This is a genomic window from Inquilinus sp. NPDC058860, from assembly GCF_042743185.1.
In the GTDB taxonomy this organism is placed as follows: domain Bacteria; phylum Pseudomonadota; class Alphaproteobacteria; order DSM-16000; family Inquilinaceae; genus Inquilinus.
Window position 1 is genome coordinate 75,546 of record NZ_JBHYMS010000008.1, and the last position, 17,426, is coordinate 92,971.

The 17,426-nt window shown below is 70.9% G+C and carries 15 protein-coding genes; 7 read left to right on the forward strand and 8 right to left on the reverse strand.

Annotated features, from left to right (window positions below):
* Nucleotides 1-6 precede the first annotated feature (6 nt).
* Genes ACFW16_RS07725 through argH form a run of 3 tightly spaced genes read right to left on the reverse strand, consistent with a single transcriptional unit; the run spans nucleotide 7 to nucleotide 3,100 of the window.
* Nucleotides 7-771 carry an amino acid ABC transporter ATP-binding protein gene (locus ACFW16_RS07725; RefSeq protein ID WP_380303490.1) on the reverse strand — a complete coding sequence of 255 codons (765 nt, stop codon included), beginning with the start codon at nucleotides 769-771 and terminating at the stop codon, nucleotides 7-9.
* A 3-nt stretch (nucleotides 772-774) separates the two neighbouring features.
* Nucleotides 775-1,662: an amino acid ABC transporter permease gene (locus tag ACFW16_RS07730; protein ID WP_380303492.1), complete on the reverse strand. Its 888-nt coding sequence runs from the start codon at nucleotides 1,660-1,662 to the stop codon at nucleotides 775-777.
* Between the two features lie 13 nt (nucleotides 1,663-1,675).
* Entirely contained in the window at nucleotides 1,676-3,100 is a 1,425-nt protein-coding gene (gene argH, locus ACFW16_RS07735) for an argininosuccinate lyase (RefSeq protein ID WP_380303494.1), read from the reverse strand.
* 125 nt (nucleotides 3,101-3,225) lie between these two features.
* Between argH and ACFW16_RS07740 the strand changes: the two genes are divergently transcribed.
* The 3 genes from ACFW16_RS07740 (at nucleotide 3,226) to aroA (ending at nucleotide 5,822) form a co-directional block, all read left to right on the forward strand.
* Nucleotides 3,226-4,128 carry a LysR substrate-binding domain-containing protein gene (locus ACFW16_RS07740; protein WP_380303496.1) on the forward strand — a complete coding sequence of 301 codons (903 nt, stop codon included), beginning with the start codon at nucleotides 3,226-3,228 and terminating at the stop codon, nucleotides 4,126-4,128.
* Nucleotides 4,129-4,147: 19 nt separating this feature from the next.
* The gene (locus tag ACFW16_RS07745) at nucleotides 4,148-4,492 is read left to right on the forward strand and encodes a cupin domain-containing protein (RefSeq protein WP_380303498.1); all 345 of its coding nucleotides are present in this window, start codon (nucleotides 4,148-4,150) and stop codon (nucleotides 4,490-4,492) included.
* A gap of 70 nt (nucleotides 4,493-4,562) precedes the next feature.
* Nucleotides 4,563-5,822 (forward strand): 3-phosphoshikimate 1-carboxyvinyltransferase, encoded by a 1,260-nt coding sequence (gene aroA / locus ACFW16_RS07750; protein WP_380303500.1) that lies wholly within the window; start codon nucleotides 4,563-4,565, stop codon nucleotides 5,820-5,822.
* Here the strand turns inward: aroA and ACFW16_RS07755 are convergent.
* Nucleotides 5,804-6,766 (reverse strand): DMT family transporter, encoded by a 963-nt coding sequence (locus tag ACFW16_RS07755; protein WP_380303502.1) that lies wholly within the window; start codon nucleotides 6,764-6,766, stop codon nucleotides 5,804-5,806. The genes aroA and ACFW16_RS07755 overlap by 19 nt on opposite strands.
* Nucleotides 6,767-6,911: 145 nt before the next feature.
* On the opposite strand from ACFW16_RS07755, the gene ACFW16_RS07760 reads away from it, so the two are divergent.
* The gene (locus tag ACFW16_RS07760) at nucleotides 6,912-7,718 is read left to right on the forward strand and encodes a hypothetical protein (RefSeq protein WP_380303504.1); all 807 of its coding nucleotides are present in this window, start codon (nucleotides 6,912-6,914) and stop codon (nucleotides 7,716-7,718) included.
* Between the two features lie 268 nt (nucleotides 7,719-7,986).
* Here ACFW16_RS07760 and ACFW16_RS07765 read toward each other — a convergent pair whose 3' ends face one another.
* The 3 genes from ACFW16_RS07765 to ACFW16_RS07775 form a co-directional block, all read right to left on the reverse strand.
* Complete coding sequence (locus ACFW16_RS07765) at nucleotides 7,987-8,874, reverse strand: DUF72 domain-containing protein (protein ID WP_380303506.1); 888 nt, start codon at nucleotides 8,872-8,874, stop codon at nucleotides 7,987-7,989.
* A 114-nt stretch (nucleotides 8,875-8,988) separates the two neighbouring features.
* On the reverse strand, nucleotides 8,989-10,143 hold the full coding sequence (locus tag ACFW16_RS07770; protein ID WP_380303508.1) for a porin: 1,155 nt from the start codon (nucleotides 10,141-10,143) through the stop codon (nucleotides 8,989-8,991).
* Between the two features lie 340 nt (nucleotides 10,144-10,483).
* Entirely contained in the window at nucleotides 10,484-11,662 is a 1,179-nt protein-coding gene (locus tag ACFW16_RS07775) for a porin (protein ID WP_380303510.1), read from the reverse strand.
* A gap of 337 nt (nucleotides 11,663-11,999) precedes the next feature.
* Here ACFW16_RS07775 and ACFW16_RS07780 point away from each other — a divergent pair, with 337 nt between their 5' ends.
* The gene (locus tag ACFW16_RS07780; RefSeq protein WP_380303512.1) at nucleotides 12,000-13,589 is read left to right on the forward strand and encodes a gamma-glutamyltransferase family protein; all 1,590 of its coding nucleotides are present in this window, start codon (nucleotides 12,000-12,002) and stop codon (nucleotides 13,587-13,589) included.
* A 177-nt stretch (nucleotides 13,590-13,766) separates the two neighbouring features.
* Nucleotides 13,767-14,504, forward strand: coding sequence for a creatininase family protein (locus ACFW16_RS07785; protein WP_380303514.1), 738 nt, complete (start codon nucleotides 13,767-13,769; stop codon nucleotides 14,502-14,504).
* Here ACFW16_RS07785 and ACFW16_RS07790 read toward each other — a convergent pair.
* Entirely contained in the window at nucleotides 14,477-16,231 is a 1,755-nt protein-coding gene (locus ACFW16_RS07790) for a VanW family protein (protein WP_380303515.1), read from the reverse strand. The two genes, ACFW16_RS07785 and ACFW16_RS07790, sit on opposite strands and share 28 nt — an antisense overlap.
* A gap of 151 nt (nucleotides 16,232-16,382) precedes the next feature.
* On the opposite strand from ACFW16_RS07790, the gene ACFW16_RS07795 reads away from it, so the two are divergent.
* Nucleotides 16,383-17,339: a GlxA family transcriptional regulator gene (locus tag ACFW16_RS07795; RefSeq protein WP_380303516.1), complete on the forward strand. Its 957-nt coding sequence runs from the start codon at nucleotides 16,383-16,385 to the stop codon at nucleotides 17,337-17,339.
* Nucleotides 17,340-17,426: the final 87 nt, after the last annotated feature.

Consider the following 17,426-nt stretch of genomic DNA (forward strand, 5'->3'; position numbering starts at 1 on the left):
CGCCGGTCACGACAGGACGGCGGCGATGAAGTCGCGGGTGCGCGGCTCGCGCGGGCTGCCCAGCACCTGCTGCGGCGGACCGATCTCGACGATCCGGCCGCGGTCCATGAACACGACCCGGCCGGCGACCTCGCGGGCGAAGCCCAGCTCGTGCGTCACCACGATCATGGTCATGCCGCTGGCGGCCAGGTCGCGCATCACCGCCAGCACCTCACCCACCAGCTCGGGGTCGAGGGCCGAGGTCGGCTCGTCGAACAGCATCAGCTTCGGCTTCATCGCCAGGGCGCGGGCGATGGCGATGCGCTGCTGCTGGCCGCCGGACAGCTCGGCCGGATAGGCGTCGCGCTTGTCGGCCAGGCCGACGCGCCGCAGCAGGGCCATGGCCTCGGCCACCGCCTCGGCCTTCGGGCGCTTCTGCACCGTGACCGGGCCTTCGACGATGTTGCCCAGCACGGTCAGATGCGCGAACAGGTTGAAGCGCTGGAACACCATGCCGCTGGCCAGGCGCTGGCGCGCTGCCTCGCGATCGGTCAGGGCGTAGAGGGCGTCGCCCTCCTGCCGGAAGCCGGCGAGCTCGCCATCGACCCAGACCGCGCCGCCGTCGACGCTCTCGAGCTGGTTGATGCAGCGCAAGAGCGTGCTCTTGCCCGAGCCGGAGGGGCCGATGATGCACAGCACCTCGCCGCGCTCGACCTCCAGCGACACGCCCTGCAGCGCGTGCAGCGACCCGAAATGCTTGTGGATCTCGGCGGCGACCACCATCGGCGGCATGGCTCAGGCCTCCTTCGGCTGGTCGGGGACCGCGCGCCTGGCCCGGTTGTCGCCGCGCCCGCGGGCGAAGCGCTTCTCCAGGAAATGCTGGCCGATGCTGAGCACCGTGACCACCACCAGGTACCAGATCGCGGCGACGATCAGCAGCTCGATCACCCGGGCATTGGCGTAGTAGATGGTCTGGGCGTTGCGCAGCATCTCGGCGTATTGGATGACGCTGGCGACCGAGGTCAGCTTGACCATGCTGATCACCTCGTTGCCGACCGGCGGAATGATCACCCGCATCGCCTGCGGCAGCACGATCCGGCGCAGCGCCACCAGCCGGGTCATGCCGATCGCCTTGGCCGCCTCGGTCTGGCCGAGATCGACCGACAGGATGCCGCCGCGCACCACCTCGGCGGTGTACGCGCCCTGGTTGATGCCGAGCCCCAGCAGAGTCGCCACGAAGGGCGTGATCAGGTCGACCGTCCGCCCCTCGAGCAGGCCGGGGATCCCGATGGTCGGGAACACCAGCGCCAGGTTGAACCACAGCAGCAGCTGCAGCAGCAGCGGCGTGCCGCGGAAGAACCAGATGTAGCCGACCGCCACGGTCTTCAGCACCGGGTTGGGCGACATCACCATGATCGCGAACAGGACGCCGAGCGCGATGCCCAGCGCCATGGCGCAGACCGTCATCAGGATGGTGTTGGCCAGGCCGGACAGGATCGCGGGCGCGGTGAAGAACTGGCCGACGACGGGCCAGGCGATCTGGCCGACGGCGAAGGCCCGCACCACCGCCGCCAGGGCCAGCAGGATCAGCGCCGCCGCGACCCAGCGGCCATAGTGCCGGCGCGGCACATGGCGCAGATGGGCGATCGAATAGGGCGAGGTGCCCGTGGTGATGTCGGTCATGCGATGCCCCTGTTCAGCCGCGCGGGCCGTCATAGGCCTGGGCCCAGCTGTCCTGCTCGACCAGCAGCTCGCGCAGCCGCGCCAGCTGCTCGCGCACCCGGTCCGGCGCGGTGCCGCCATGGCCGCTGCGGGCGGCGACCGCCGCCTCCGGCGTCAGGCAGGTGCGGATCTCCGGCGCCAGCCGCGGGTCGACCGCCGCCAGGTCGGCATCCGCCAGGTCCTCCAGCCCGATGCCGCGGTCCTCGCAGCGGCGGACCAGGGCGCCGGTGATCTCATGCGCCTCGGAGAAGGGCACGCCGCGCCGGGCCAGCCAGTCCGCCACCTCGGTCGCCAGGGTAAAGCCCTCGACCGACTGGCGCTTCAGCGTGTCGACATTGATCCGCATCGTGCGCAGCATCCCGGCCATCGCCGGCAGCACCGCGTCGAGCGTGTCGACCGCCTCGAAGGCGGCGCGCTTGTCCTCGGCCAGGTCGCGGTTGTAGGCGAAGGGCAGGCCCTTCAGTGCCGTCAGCATGGCCGTGAGCCCGCCGATCAGCCGGGACGCCCGACCGCGCGTCAGCTCGGCGATGTCGGCGTTCTTCTTCTGCGGCATGATCGAGGAGCCGGTGGCGTAGGCATCGTCCAGCTCGACCCAGCGGAACTGGCGCGACGACCACAGGAACACCTCCTCCGCCAGCCGCGACAGATGCACCGACAGCATCGCGGCGACGAACAGGAACTCCGCCACATGGTCGCGGCTGCCGACCGCGTCGATCGAGTTCTCGCAGGGGCCGTCATAGCCCAGCTCGGCGGCCGACAGATCGGGGCGCAGCGCGATGGCGGAGCCGGCCAGGGCCGCGGCGCCGAGTGGCGAGCGCGCGCTGCGCCGGTCCCAGTCCTGCAGCCGCTCGACGTCGCGGGCGAAGGTCTGGGCGTGGGCCAGCAGCTGGTGGGCGAAGGTGACCGGCTGGGCCGGCTGCAGATGGGTGAAGCCCGGCGCGAGGGTCTCGACATGCGCCTCGGCCTGCGCCACCAGCGCCTGCTGCAGCGCCATGACATGGCCGGCCAGGCGGCGGGCGACGTCGCGCAGGTAGAGCTTGAGGTCGTTCGCCGCCTGGTCGTTGCGCGAGCGCCCGGCGCGCAGCTTGCCGCCCAGGGACCCGAGCCGTTCGGTCAGCGCGCGCTCGAGGAAGGTGTGGACGTCCTCGTCGCCCTGGTTCGGCCGCACCGTGCCGGCGGCGACGTCGCGCGCCAGATCGGACAGGGTCGCCGCGATGGTGCCGCCCTCGGCCTCGGTCAGGATGCCGGCGCGCACCAGCTCGCGGGCATGGGCGGCGGAGGCGGCGAGGTCGTAGGGGGCGAGGCGGAAATGGCTGGGGTCGGAGCGCGACAGGGCCATCAGCTCCGGCGCAGGCGCAGCGCGGAAGCGGGCGCCCCAGAGACGGGTCGGTTCGGTCATGCTCGGCTCCCTGTTCGGCAGGGATGCTGGCAAGCGGCGCGAAGTGCCACAATGGAAATGATTTCCCCGCGATAGTCCGGAATGGAATATCGTGCGCGTCAGTCCGAATGGTCATAGCCGGAGACATGCCGCAGATCCCCCTGCCCTCCACCACCGCGCTGCGGGTCCTGGCTGCGCTGGTCGAGCACGGCTCGGCCTCGGAGGCGGCGAAGAGCGTGCACCTGACCCAGAGCGCGGTCAGCAAGCAGCTGCGCAGCCTGGAGGAGATCGCCGGCCTGCCGCTGTTCGCCCGCACCGGCCGCGGCCTGGTGCCGACCGAGGCCGGGCGGATCTACGTCACCCAGGCGCGGATCGCGCTGGGGGCGCTGGAGACCGCGGCCGGGCGCATCGCGGCCTTGCGCGGATCGCCCAACGCCATCCGGCTGCATGTGCTGCCGATCCTGGGCGACCGCTGGCTGGTGCCGCACCTGTCGCTGCTGGCCAAGGCGCGGCCGGAGCTGGAGGTGCAGTTCACCACCCAGGCGACCGGCGACACCATCGAGGAGGCCGACGGCGTGTTCCGCTTCGGCGAGGGCGACTGGCCGGGCCAGCAGGCGGCGTACCTGTTCGGCCGCAATGTCGCGCTGGTCGGGGCTCCGGCGCTGCTGACCCGGATGGGCGGCATCGCCGGGCCCGAGGATGTGCGCCGCTACACCGTGCTGGACCACCGCCACACGCCGCTGCGCTGGAGCGAGTTCGCCGAGGCCCAGGGGCTGGCCGAGTTCACCCCGGCCCATATGGTGCATTTCGGCTTCTACGCGCTGGTGATCCGCGCCGCGATCGCCGGCCAGGGCCTGGCCCTGGTGCCGCGCTGCCTGATCGGCGAGGAATTGCTGACCGGTCGATTGGTCAATCCGGCGGGTCTGGGCTTCCACAGCCGCCACGGCTACTGGTTCACCGTGGCGGCGGACCGCACGCCGCGCCCCGGCCTGGTCGCCTTCCGCGACTGGCTGCTGGGCGAGGCCCGGACGCTCGGGCCGGATCAATGAAACGCGAAGGGAGACCGCCATGAAGCCCGTCATCGACCGCCAGGCCTGGGCCGAGGATCCGGAGCGCTGGCATGGCGAGATCCAGCTCGGCAAGCACGGCGCCCATGTCTCGGTGATCTTCTTCGACCGGGCCGAGCCCGGCGGCGGGCCGAAGCTGCACCGCCACCCTTATCCCGAGACCTTCATCATCCGCGCCGGCCGCGTCTTGTTCACCCTGGGCACCCAGGAGATCCTGGCCGAGGCCGGGCAGATCGTGGTAGTGCCGCCGAACACGCCGCACAAATTCACCAATCCCGGCCCCGGCCCGCTGCAGACCATCGACATCCACGAGAACGGCACCTTCATCACCGAATGGCTCGAATGAGCCGATCGCGCTGGTTACGGGCCGCGGGGACCGCTAGGACAGGACGATCACACGAGGGCGGACGACCGGCATGGATGCGCGCGCAAACGGTTTGACGATCAAGGCGCCGGGCCGGCCGCTGACCGGCCGCGTCACCCCACCGGGGTCGAAGTCGATCACCAACCGCGTGCTGCTGCTGGCGGCGCTGGCCCGCGGCACCAGCCGCCTGACCGGCGCGCTGAAGAGCGACGACACCAAGCTGATGGCCGCCGCCCTGCGCGCCATGGGCGTAACGGTCGAGGAGCCGGACGACACCAGCTTCACCGTCACCGGCACCGGCCGGCTGCAGGCCCCGGCCGGGCCGCTGTTCCTGGGCAATGCCGGCACCGCCACGCGCTTCCTGACCGCCGCCGTGACCATGGTCGACGGCACCGTGGTGGTCGACGGCGACGCGCATATGCGCAAGCGGCCGATCGGCCCGCTGGTGCAGGCGCTGCGCTCGCTCGGCATCGATGTCACCGACACCAACGGCTGCCCGCCGGTGACGGTGCGTGGCCATGGGCCCTTCGCCGCCGGCCGGGTCGAGATCGATGGCGGCCTGTCCAGCCAGTACATCTCCGCCCTGCTGATGGCCGCCGCCTGCGGCACCGGGCCGGTCGAGGTGGCGCTGACCGGCAGCGAGATCGGTGCCCGCGGCTATGTCGACCTGACCGTGGCGGCGATGCGCGCCTTCGGCGCCGAGGTCGAGCAGGTCGACGAGGCGACCTGGCGGGTGCAGCCGACCGGCTACCGCGCCGCCGACCATGTGATCGAGCCCGACGCCTCGGCCGCGACCTATCTGTGGGGTGCCGAGGTGCTGACCGGCGGCGCCATCGACCTGGGCGTGCCGGCCTTCACCCAGCCCGACGCCAAGGCCCAGGCGCTGATCGCGCAATTCCCGAACCTGCCGGCGGTGATCGACGGATCGCAGATGCAGGATGCGGTGCCGACCCTGGCGGTGCTGGCCGCCTTCAATGAGACGCCGGTGCGCTTCACCGGCATCGCCAATCTCCGGGTCAAGGAATGCGACCGGGTCGCCGCGCTGGCGACCGAGCTGTCGCGCATCCGCCCCGGCCTGGGCCACGAGGAGGGCGACGACCTGATCGTCGCCTCCGACCCCGCCCTGGCCGGCCAGGTGCTGCCGACCCGGATCGAGACCTATGCCGACCATCGCATCGCCATGAGCTTCGCCCTGGCGGGCCTGAAGATCGGCGGCATTACCATCCTCGACCCGGGCTGCGTGGCGAAGACCTATCCCGGCTACTGGGATGCGCTGGCCTCGCTGGGAGTGGCTTACGACGAAGTGGCCTGACCGAACGATCGGTCAATCGCGCGCCGCGCTTTCGCGAACAGCCTGCCGTCCAGCGCGATCAGGCCGAGGGCGATCAGCGCCATGCCTGCCCAGGCGCGGCCGGACAGGACCTCGCCCAGCACCAGGTGGCCGAGCAGCAGCGCGCTGGGCGGGATCAGCAGCGTCACCAGCACCGTGTTGGTGGCGCCGACCCGGGCCAGCAGCTTGAAGTAGAGGACATAGGCCAGCGACGTGCTGAGCAGCGCCAGCCCGACCAGCGACAGCAGCGTCGCTCCGCTCGGCATCGGCAGCGTCCAGGGCCGGTCGACCAAGCAGACGACCGGCAGCATCATGACGCTGGTGGCGCTGACCTGGCCGGTGGCGGTGACCATCGGCGGCAGGGCGCGGAAGCGGCGGCCGAAGATGCCGGCGAAGGCATAGGACAGGGCGGCGCCGAGGATCGCGATCTGCGCCGTCACCTCGCCGCCCAGCCCGCCCAGCACCTGCGGGCCGATCATCACGACGACCCCGGCGAGGCCGAGCACCACCCCGGCCAGCCGCTTCGGCGTCAGCCTCTCGTCCGCGGTCAGCACATGGGCGACCAGCACTGTGAACAAGGGTGTGGTGGCGTTCAGGATGGCGGCGAGGCCGCTGCCGATCCGGGTCTGGCCCCAGACGATCAGGCAGAACGGGATCAGGTTGTTGAGCAGCCCCATGCCGAAGAAGGCGGCCCAGATCCGCCGGTCGCGCGGCAACGGCTGGCCGATCAGGCGCAGCACCAGAAGCAGCGCGATGGCGGCCAGCCCGACCCGGGCGAAGACGACGGTCAGCGGCGGCACCTCGGCCACCGCCACCTTGGCGAAGAAGAAGGAGCCGCCCCAGACGAGCGACAGGCCGATCAGCAGCAGCCAGTCGGTCAGGCCCATGGACGGCGGCGCGGGACGGGAGGGGTGCGGCGAACTCATGCCGCTGTTCTGGCCGAGACCGGAGAGGTGCGCCACCCGGTTCTTGCGGCCCAATCCCGCTGCGCAGGACAGGCCCGAGAAACCGTCGGTCCGCAGGCGAGGCCGGATGGTCTAGCAAGGAGGACGGCCCGCCTGGAGATTCGCCGTGACCGACCCGTTCTGGCTCCTGTTCGCCGCCAAGCTGGCGCTGGCCGCCGGGATCGTGGTCGCCGCCTCGCTGCTGGTCGAGCGCAGCGGGCCGGTGCTGGGGGCGATGATCGCGACGCTGCCGATCTCGGTCGGGCCGGCCTATGTCTTCCTGGCGATGGAGCATGATTCCGGCTTCATCGCCGGCAGCGCCGTGGCCAGCCTGGCGGTCAACACGGCGACCGCCGTGTTCCTGACGCTGTATTCCCTGCTCGCCCGCTCGCGCGGCCTCGCCGCCAGCCTGCCTTTGGGGCTGCTGGGCTGGGCCGGGACGGCGGCCGCGGTCTCCCGGGTCGACTGGACCCTGCCCGGCGCCGTGGCGCTGAACCTGATCGTCTTCGCCGCCTGCCTGCCGATCGCGCTGCGGCGCCTGGCGGCGACGCCGCCGGTGCGGGCCGCCGGCCGGCGCTGGGACATCCCGGCGCGGGCGGCCGCGGTGACCGGCCTGATCGCCGCGGTGCTGCTGATCGGCCGCGCCCTCGGACCGGCGGCGGCCGGCTTCGCCGCCCTGGCCCCGGTGGTCACCGGCAGCCTGGCCCTGCTGCTGCATCCGCGCATCGGCGGCCCGGCGACGGCGGCGGTGTTCGCCAACGCGCTGATCGGCATGGTCGGGTATGTGCCGGCGCTGGCGCTGCTGCACCTGGCGGCCGAGCCGTTCGGCTCCGCCGCGGCGCTGGGCCTGGCCCTGGCGGCCTGCGTGCTGTGGAACGCCACCATGCTGGCGCTGCGCGGCCGCGGCCGCAGGACGGCGACAGCCCGCCCCTAGCTAGCCCGCATTTCTCACACTCCCTGTGCCCTGCGTCGTCTTGCGGCGAGTCGGATGCGGGGGCGGGACGCGAAAAGCATAGCGGCGCTACGGTTGAGCGGCCCGCCCCCGCAGGCGGCCGCCGCAAGACGACCCTCCGGGCCGGTTGAAAATGCCGACAGGGTGCGTCGAACGGCTTGCCCGATGCAGAAGCATCGCGCTGCGCCGCTCTCCTGCCCCGTCGGCATTTTGAACCGGCGCAGGGCACAGGGAGTGTGAGAAATGCGGGTTAGCGGCCCAGCCGGTCCTCGACCCGGCGGATCAGCCCCTTGGCGTCGGCCGGCGCGCGCACCTTGGCGTCGTTGTCGAAGTAGACGTAGATGTCGCGCCTGGCCCGCTTCGGCCCGGGCCGGTCGATCACCCGCTCGGCGTCCTTCGGCTCGCGCCCGATGGCCCAGGCGGCGACGCGGTCGGCCCAGGTGTCGAGCGCCGCGTCGTCATAGCCGCTGACATACAGCTGCTCCGACCCATGCAGGCGGCAATAGACGAAGTCGGAGGTCAGGTCCATGCGCCGCGGCCAATCCACCGTGTCGGCGCAGACCAGGGCCACCCGATGGCGGCGCAGCAGCCGGATGAAGGCGGGATCGAGGAAGCTGTCGTGGCGGATTTCCATGGCGTGCCGCATCGGCCGCTTGCGGTCGGTCCTGGTCCAGGCCCGGCCGGCATAGCGTTCGTCGTGGCGGCGGGCGATCTCCGCCGCGGCCTCGGTGTCCTTCGGCAGCAGCGTGAAGAAGGCCTCGATCCGGTCCGGGTCGAAGCGGAAGCTGGGCGGGAACTGCCACAGGATCGGCCCCAGCTTCGGCCCCAGCCGCAGCGGTCCGGAGGCCAGGAAATTGGCCAGCGGCGCCTCCACCTCGCGCAGGCGGCGCAGATGGGTGATGTAGCGCGGCCCCTTGACCGCGAAGACGAAGTCCCGCGGCGTCTCGGCGGACCAGCGGCCATAGCTCTCCGGCCGCTGGGTGCCGTAGAAGGTGCCGTTGATCTCGACGGTCGGAAAGCTCTCGGCGGCGAAGGCCAGCTCGCGCTTCTGCGGCAGGCCCTTCGGGTAGAACACGCCGCGCCAGGGCCGGTAGGTCCAGCCCGAGATCCCGATCCGCACCTGTCCGGCCTTGCCCATCGCGGTCCTCCGCTGAACAAACGCCGCAAGACGCGGTACCGTGCCCTGAAACGAAGAGGGCGGCCCCTGGCGCCGCCCTCTCCTTCGCTCGGTCGGTCGGGACGTTGTCTTCGATCAGAAGGCGAGGACCAGGCCCGTGGTCAGCGCGGTCGCCTCGTAATCCTGTCCGGCGCGGAACTCGTTCTTCTCGTAGGCCAGCTCGGTGAAGCTGTTGAGGCCCGGGGCGAAGTTGTAGAGGAACGAGCCGATGATGCTGTGGTTGGTCTTCAGGTCGGCGCCGTTGGTGAAGGAGGAGTTCAGGCCGTTGTTCTTCTCCGCCGTGGTGTAGGCATAGCCGACCGAGGCGACGAACGGGCCGCTGGCGTAGGACAGGTCGCCGGTGATCGAATCGATCGCCTTGTCGGCGCGGAAGGTGCTGGAGAAGTGCACCCAGTTCACGCTGGCGCCGAAACCGCTGGAATGGACCAGCTGACCGCCGAGGCTGTAGGCCTCGTAGTCGTGGTTGCCGACGACGCCGTTGCCGTTGCCGGCCGAGCCGAGCAGGGTCACCGTGCTGCCGTCGAAGGTGTTGGTGTACTGGACGCCGGCGGTGACGATGTTCTCGTAGCGGGTGCTGCCGTCGTTGGTCAGGTCGTTGCGGCCGCCGTTGCCGGCATGGCCGTTGCCGCCGGCCACCGGCGTGAAGTCGACGCCGAAGGAGAAGCCGGAGAAGCTCGGCGAGGTGTACTTGATCTTGGTGTCCTTGCCGTTCAGGCCGCCGATGCCGTAGCTCGGATCCACGGCGTAGAAGGTGTCGGAGCCGCCGAACAGGTTGAACTTGCCGTCCAGCCCGTCGCCCCAGCCGGCGCCGAGGCCGAGCTTGCCGTTCAGCGTGTCGTGGACGTAGACGTAGCCGAAATCGGCGATGGCGTAGGGCGCGTCACCGAAGGTGACGGTGCCGAAGCCGCCCTTGACGTAGAGATAGGTGCGGTCGATCGTGACGTCGTTCCGGCGGTCGACGTTGTTCATGCGGATGCGGGCGCCGTATTCCAGGCCGGAATCGGTGACGTTCTTGACGTCGAACTGCAGCCGCGCGTTGGACACGAAGTCATAGTCGCGGTCGAAGGTGTCGTCGGCGGTGTTGCTGATCGACAGGCCGGCCATGAAGCCGATCCAGCCGCTGATCTTCAGCGACAGGCCCGAGGTGACGTTCGCATCCGCCGCCTGGGCAATACTCGTCCCTCCCGTGGCGGCCGCAAGGCACACCCCGAGCAACAAAAACTTCCGCATTTTACTTCCCCTCGCGTGTCGGGCGCGCGTCTCCGCAGTCGAAGCGCCAACCCTTCCTGTAACGCGAGGCTTATACGAAACGGTAAAGTTACAAATCAACCGTTGCCTGCGACAAAAGGACAGATTGTTCGTAAATTTCACAGAACGGTCATGCCGCATCGACGCCGCCCGATGGCTGCGCATCGGGTGGCCCGGTCGATCGATCGGCTCCGGCAGACCGTCCGGGGCCGGGAACGGCGGGCGAGGGGGGCCGCGGTCCGCACCGGCATCGGGCAAGAGGAAGGGCGGCCCCTGGCGCCGCCCTCCAAGTCTGCTGGGTGTCAGTAGGGTCGGTCGGCGATCAGAAGGCGAGGACCACGCCCGTGGTCAGCGCCGTCGATTCATAGTCCTGGCCGATGCGGAATTCGTTCTTCTCGTAGACCAGCTCGGTGAAGCTGCCGAGCCCCGGCGCCAGGTTGTAGAGGAACGACAGCGAGGCGCTGTGATTGGTCTTCAGGTCCTCGCCGTCGGTGAAGGATGATTCGAGGCCGTTGTTCTTCTCCGCCGTGGTGTAGGCATAGCCGAGCGAGATGACGTAGGGGCCGCTGGCGTAGGACAGGTCGCCGGTGATCGAATCGATCGCCTTGTCGGCGCGGAAGGTGCTGGAGAAGTGCACCCAGTTCACGCTGGCGGCAAAGCCGCTGGCGTGGACCAGCTGGCCGCCGAGGCTGTAGGCCTCGTAGTCGTGGTTGCCGCTGACGCCGTTGCCGGTGCCGGCCGAGCCGCGCAGGGTCACCGTGCTGCCGTCGAAGGTGTCGGTGTACTGGACGCCGCCGGTGACGATGTTCTCGTAGCGGACGTCGTCGTTGCTGACCAGCGGCGTCCCGTTGTTGTTGAACAGGTCGTTGCGGCCGGTATTGCCGGCATGGATGTTGCCGCCGGCGACCGGCGTGAAGTCGATGCCGAAGGAGAAGCCCGAGAAGCCCGGCGAGGTGTATTTGACCTTGGTGTCCTTGCCGTTCAGGCCGCCGATGCCGTAGGTCGGGTCGAAGGCGTAGAAGGTGTCGGAGCCGCCGAACAGGCTGAACTTGCCGTCCAGCCCGTCGCCCCAGCCGGCGCCGAAGCCGAGCTTGCCGTTCAGCGTGTCATGGGCATAGACGTAGCCGAAGTCGCCGATGGCGTAGGGCGCGTCGCCGAGGGTGACGATGCCGAAGCTGCCCTTCAGGTAGACATAGGTGCGGTCGACCGTGACGTCGTTGCGGCGGTCGACGTTGTTCATGCGGATGCGGGCGCCGTATTCCAGGCCGGAATCGGTGACGTTCTTGACGTCGAACTGCAGCCGTGCGTTGGACGCGAAGTCATAGTCGCGGTCGAAGCTGTCGTCGTCCGTGTTGCTCAGCGACAAACCGGCCAGGAAGCCGATCCAGCCGCTGATCTTCAGCGACAGGCCCGAGGTCACATTGGTGTCCGCCGCCTGGGCCGCACTGATCCCTCCCGTGGCGGCCGCAAGGCACACCCCGAGCAACAAAACCTTCCGCATCGCTCGTCCCCCGTTGACGGATTGTTATCCCGTTCCATGACGCCTCGGTCGTCCCCCGGCCGTGGCGCGACGAACTTATGTGTGCGGTCCGATGAAGGCAACAGATATTCAGTTAAAAACTTGGGGATCGGGATTTTTTTCTGCTGATCGTTGAGTTGTTGTTGAATTGGTTTGAGCATCCATGAATGTATGTCAGTAAAATTCAGCCTCGAATGTATGTTTTGATTGTGCGGTCGTTGGGCGCAGCCGGCCCGGCCTCCGGTCCCCGCCGTGTGGTTGCCAACGGTCCCCGCGGCCGATATCAACCAGGGGGTCATATGGATAGAGGACACGGCGCATGCAGCGGGATTTCGGCCAGCCGGGGCGCTCGGCGCTGATCGCGGGCGAGGCGGCGATCGCTACCTCGCACCCGCTGGCCTCGGCCGCCGGGCTCGAGGTGCTGATGGATGGCGGCAACGCGGTCGACGCGGCGCTGGCCGCGGTCGCGGTGCAATGCGTGGTCGAAGCCCACATGACCGGCATCGGCGGCGACTGCTTCGTGCTGTACGCCCCGGCCGGGCGCGACGCGCTGGCGCTGAACGGCAGCGGCCGGGCCCCGCGCGCGGCCTCGGCGGAGGCGCTGGCGGCCCAGGGTCTGACGGCGATCCCGCAGCGCAGCCCGCATGCGGTGACGGTGCCCGGCGCGATCTCGGCCTGGTGCCGGCTGCATGCCGAGCACGGGTCGCTGCCGCTCGACCGGCTGTTCGCCCGGGCCATCCTGTATGCGGAGGAGGGCTATCCGGTGGCGCCGCGCGTCGCCTGGGACTGGGCCGAGGATGCCGGCTTCCTGGCCGGCGACCCCGGCTGCAGCGCCGTGTTCCTGCCCGGCGGCCGGATCCCGGCGGTCGGCGACCGCCATGCCCAGCCGCTTCTCGGCGCCCGGCTGCGCGACATCGCCGCCCGCGGTGCCGCCGCCTTCTACGAGGGCGCGGTGGCGGAATCGCTGGTCCGCCTGCTGAAGGCCCAGGGCGGGCTGCACACGCTCGACGATTTCGCCGCCGGCCGCGAGGTCGCCGACTGGGTCGACCCGATCCGGCTCGACTATCACGGCACCGAGGTGGTCGAGTGCCCGCCGAACGGCCAGGGGCTGGCGGCGCTGATGATCCTCGGCCTGCTCTCCGGCCACGACCTGGCGGCCGAACTGCCGGAGGCCGACCGCATCCATCTGCATGCCGAGGCGACCAAGATCGCCTATCACCACCGCGACGCGCTGATCGGCGACCCCGACCACCTGCCGCACGACCCGCGGACGCTGCTGTCGCAGGAGGTGCTGGGCACGCTGCGCCGGCGGATCGATCCGAAGCGCGCCGGCCGGCCGGCGCTGTGGACCGAGCCGGAGCACCGCGACACCATCTATCTCTGCGTCGTCGACCGCGACGGCAATGCCGTCTCCTTCATCAACTCGATCTTCGACAGCTTCGGCAGCGGCCTGCTGGACCTCGGGACCGGCGTGCTGCTGCACAGCCGCGGCCGGTCGTTCCGGGTCGATCCGGGGCACCCGAATTCGATCGGGCCGGCCAAGCGGCCGATGCACACCATCATCCCCGGCCTGCTGCGTCGCGGCGGCCGCACCGCCGGCGTGTTCGGGGTGATGGGCGGGCACTACCAGGCGGCCGGCCAGGCGCAGTTCGTGTCCTCGATCGTCGACCGCGGCCTCGACCCGCAGGCGGCGCTGGACCTGCCGCGCAGCTTCGCCTTCGACGGCGTGCTGCAGCTCGAGACCCGGATCGGCGCGGCGGTGGCGGCGGACCTCGCCGGGCGTGGCCACACGGTCGACCGGCGGGACGAGCCGCTGGGCGGCGGCCAGGCGATCCTGATCGACCATCAGCGCGGCGTGCTGATCGCCGGCTCCGACCCCCGCAAGGACGGCTGCGCGCTGGGGATTTGACGCCAGCCACACTCATATTGTCATGCCCGGGCTTGACCCGGGCATCCAGAGAGCGTCGACATTTTCTGGATTGCCGGGTCAAGCCCGGCAATGACAGTGGAGGGACAGCCGGCCTTTCCAAGGAACTCCCGGGCCGCTCCCGGATTGGACAAGGCGAGCCCAGGAAACGGAGGACCCATGCAGCTTCAGCTCAGCTCCTGGCCGGAGATCGAGGCCTATCTCAAGACCTCGCGCGGCGCGATCATGCCGATCGGGTCGACCGAGCAGCACGGCCCGAACGGGCTGATCGGCACCGACGCGCTGTGCGCCGAGGGCATCGCCCGCGGCGTCGGCGACCGGACCGGGGCGGTGGTCGGCCCGACCATCGGCGTCGGCATGGCGCATCACCATATGACCTTTCCGGGCAGCATGACGCTGAAGCCGTCGACCCTGGTGCTGGTGATCCGCGACTATGTGATGGCGCTGGCCGAGCACGGCTTCGACCGCTTCCTGTTCGTCAACGGCCATGGCGGCAACATCGCCACCATCCAGGCCGCCTTCTACGAGATCTATTCCGAGCGGCGCGCGCTCGGCAGCCCGTCGATCCGCTGTCGCCTGATCAACTGGTGGGACAATCCCGGCGTGCAGCGGCTGTCGAAGGAGCTGTACGGCGTGGCCGAGGGCAGCCATGCCACGGCCAGCGAGGTGGCGGTCACCCAGTATCTGTTCCCCGACCACATCAAGACCGCCGAGTTGGACCCGCCGATCGCGCCCACGGGCCGGTTCTACGATGCCGCCGATTACCGCCGCCGCTTCCCGGACGGCCGCATCGGCTCCAACCCCGGCCTGGCGACGCCGGAGCACGGGAAGCAGTTCTACGATGCGGCGGTGGAGGCGATCGCCGGCACCTATGCGGAGTTCCTGGCGGAAGCCTGAAGCCGCTGAGGGGCATCGCCGAGCGCCTGAAGCAGCGCTTCTCGCAGGGCCGCGGCGTCGTCCTCCGGCACCAGGGTGACGCCCGGCCCTTCGTCAAGGCCGCAGGCGGCGGTGGCGATCACCGGGATGCCCAGCGCCATGGCGCGCAGCAGCGCCCGCGGCTGGTGCTCGACGATCGCCGGCAGCACCACCGCCGCGATCGGGTCGGGCCAGGGGCCGGCGGGCAGCACCCGGGCCGCGACGTTGCGCCAGAACGGCTTGTCGTCTTCGCGTGCCCGGCCGGTCACGGCCAGGTCGATGTCCAGCCCCTCGACCGCCTCGCGCAGGGCATAGGCGCCCTTGCGGGCCAGGGGCGAGGCCGGGAACAGGATGGTGCGGCCGCCGATTGCCGGACGCGGCGCCGCGGCGACGTCCGGCAGCACCCAGTCGAGATGCACCGCCCGGTCGGCGAAGCGCGCGGCGATGCCGCCATGCGGGGTGTAGAGGCGGGTCGCGGCAGCCAGCGCCCCGGCCTCGGCCATGACGATATCGTCCGGCGCGCGGAAATCTCCCAGCGTCGGGCTCTCGGGGCGGCGGACCAGGGCGCGGTCCAGCCGCGCCTGCAGCGCCGCCAGCGGCCAGCGCTCCATCAGCACGTCGAAGCTGCGGCCCTGCAGGCAGCCGAGGCGCCAGAGATGCGGCAGCAGCCCCTGGCCGACCACCAGATGGGTGTGGCGATGGGACAGGCGGCGGGCATAGGCCTCGGCCAGCCGCCGGTCGAAGCCCAGCATCGCCCGCGGCAGGGCGCCGCCCACCACCGGCAGGCGGCGCAACGCCCGGGCGCGGGCCAGCGCGACCAGGGTGGCGCGGCTTTCGCCGCCGGCCAACTCGGGCCAGGCATAGCGGGTCCGCCGGCGCATCGGCAGGAACAGCCGATCCTGCGGCCCGGCCTGGGCACGCATCAGCGCAGCGAATTCCGGCCAGCTTCCGTCGACCAGCCAGGCGGCCGGCCGTCTGGTGATCTCCGCCCCCCTCGGCAGGCGGCGGCGGCAGTCCTCACGGGCGCAGCCGACGCAGTCATGCGCCGACTCGCGCGGGACAGGGAAGGGGACCACAATGCCTGCGGCCGGGGCGGCGGCGCTGCGGAAGCGGATCTCCAGCTCCGTTGCCGTCAGCCGCGCCTCGATGCGGAAGCTCGCCCGGCTGCGGAAGCGCAGGTCGACATAGTTCCAGAATACGGTGGCGTCGCGCCCGGCGGCGGCGCGCGAGCCCGGCACCAGCCGGCTGTGGGCGTGGCGCTCGACGATCTCGAAGCCGGCGGCCAGCGCCGCTTCGTACAGCCCGTTCGACAGCTGGCACAGCCCGCCGCCGGTGCTGGCGACCAGGCAGCCCTCGCGCAGCTCGCGCCCGGCGACGAAGCCGCGCCGACGTGAGGCGCGGCCGATCTGGCGCCAGAAGCTGAACACGGCGCCGGCCGGCACCTCCACGCCGTCGAGGGCGCGCACGGCCAGTCGCAGATTGTGGATCTTGCCGGCGGTCAGGTCGTGCTCCCCGCCCGGCCCGGACCACAAAGGCGAGCGGATCCCGGCGACCACGGCGGCGTCGCGCAGCCCGTCCGCGCGCGGATGGCGGGCCGGCCGGCGGCCGATCTCGACCACGGCTCGGCGGCCGCGCAGCAGCACGGCCCTGGCGCCGAAGACCAGCGCGTCCCGACGCGACGGGACCTTGTGATCCGCGGGTATCGTCATAGCTGTCACGCCCCTCCCGGCCGAAGGAAGAGTGGGCGCCGGGAAGATGGCCGGACGATGTCGCGGCGATGGCAGGGCGGTGTGCTGCGCGCGGACTTGACGTCCGGGCCCGCCAGCTTGATGAAAGGCGACGCTTCCGATCGGGCCTGCCATGACCGACGCCCCCCGCCGCATCGGCTTCCTGCTGCTGCCGCAATTCTCGATGATGGCCTTCGCCTCGGCGCTGGAGCCGCTGCGCGTCGCCAACCGGCTGTCGCGGCGCCAAGCCTATCACTGGACCATCTTCTCCGCCGACGGCGCACCGGTGCCGGCCTCGAACGGCCTGCCGCTGCCGGCCGATGCCGTCGCCGGCAGCGCCGACGACTTGCCGATGCTGATCGTCTGCGCCGCCTTCGAGCCGCTGGCCGCCGTCACCCCGGCGCTGACCCGCTGGTTCCGCCGGCTGGACCGCGCCGGCGCCGTGCTCGGCGGCATCGATACCGGATGCTTCGCGCTCGCCTCCGCCGGGCTGCTCGACGGCTACCGCGCCACCGCGCATTGGGAGGCGCTGGACGGCTTCGCCGAGCAGTTCCCGCGGGTCGAGGCGCGCGCCTGCCTGTTCGAGGCCGACCGCCGCCGCCTGACCTGCGCCGGCGGCACCGCGGCGCTCGACCTGATGCTGCAGATCATCCGCATGGACCACGGCGCCGGGCTGGCGGCGGCGGTGTCGGAGCAGTTCATCTACAACACCCTGCGCCACGCCGAGGACCGGCAGCGCCTGTCGGTGCCGCGGCAGCTCGACATCCGCGACAGCCGCCTGGCCCGGATGGTCGAGATCATGGAGCGCAACGTCGCCAGCCCGATCGCGGTCACAGCCCTGGCCCGCACCGTCGACATGTCGCCGCGCCAGGTCGAGCGGCTGTTCACCCGCCATCTCGGCCGCGGGCCGCAGGGCTTCTACCAGTCGCTTCGGCTGCAGCGGGCGCGGTCGATGGTGCAGTATTCGGACGACCCGCTGCTGGAGGTCGCGGTCGCCTGCGGCTTCGGCAGCTACGAGCATTTCTGCCGCTGCTACCGGCGCGAATTCGGCGTGCCGCCCAGCCGCGACCGCCGCGCCTCCGCCGCCTAGCGGAAAGCGTCAAGCCGCCGTCGCTCCCGATCAAGGTTGGGGCTGCCGGCCGGGCGTAGCCTGACCCCAGGTGCCGGTTCGCCGGCG

Coding starts and splice junctions, on each gene's coding strand:
- ACFW16_RS07725 (WP_380303490.1), bottom strand. CDS start 771: ATGCCGCCGATGGTGGTCGCCGCCGAGATCCACAAGCATTTCGGGTCG.
- ACFW16_RS07730 (WP_380303492.1), bottom strand. CDS start 1,662: ATGACCGACATCACCACGGGCACCTCGCCCTATTCGATCGCCCATCTG.
- argH (WP_380303494.1), bottom strand. CDS start 3,100: ATGACCGAACCGACCCGTCTCTGGGGCGCCCGCTTCCGCGCTGCGCCT.
- ACFW16_RS07740 (WP_380303496.1), top strand. CDS start 3,226: ATGCCGCAGATCCCCCTGCCCTCCACCACCGCGCTGCGGGTCCTGGCT.
- ACFW16_RS07745 (WP_380303498.1), top strand. CDS start 4,148: ATGAAGCCCGTCATCGACCGCCAGGCCTGGGCCGAGGATCCGGAGCGC.
- aroA (WP_380303500.1), top strand. CDS start 4,563: ATGGATGCGCGCGCAAACGGTTTGACGATCAAGGCGCCGGGCCGGCCG.
- ACFW16_RS07755 (WP_380303502.1), bottom strand. CDS start 6,766: ATGAGTTCGCCGCACCCCTCCCGTCCCGCGCCGCCGTCCATGGGCCTG.
- ACFW16_RS07765 (WP_380303506.1), bottom strand. CDS start 8,874: ATGGGCAAGGCCGGACAGGTGCGGATCGGGATCTCGGGCTGGACCTAC.
- ACFW16_RS07770 (WP_380303508.1), bottom strand. CDS start 10,143: ATGCGGAAGTTTTTGTTGCTCGGGGTGTGCCTTGCGGCCGCCACGGGA.
- ACFW16_RS07775 (WP_380303510.1), bottom strand. CDS start 11,662: ATGCGGAAGGTTTTGTTGCTCGGGGTGTGCCTTGCGGCCGCCACGGGA.
- ACFW16_RS07780 (WP_380303512.1), top strand. CDS start 12,000: ATGCAGCGGGATTTCGGCCAGCCGGGGCGCTCGGCGCTGATCGCGGGC.
- ACFW16_RS07785 (WP_380303514.1), top strand. CDS start 13,767: ATGCAGCTTCAGCTCAGCTCCTGGCCGGAGATCGAGGCCTATCTCAAG.
- ACFW16_RS07790 (WP_380303515.1), bottom strand. CDS start 16,231: ATGACGATACCCGCGGATCACAAGGTCCCGTCGCGTCGGGACGCGCTG.
- ACFW16_RS07795 (WP_380303516.1), top strand. CDS start 16,383: ATGACCGACGCCCCCCGCCGCATCGGCTTCCTGCTGCTGCCGCAATTC.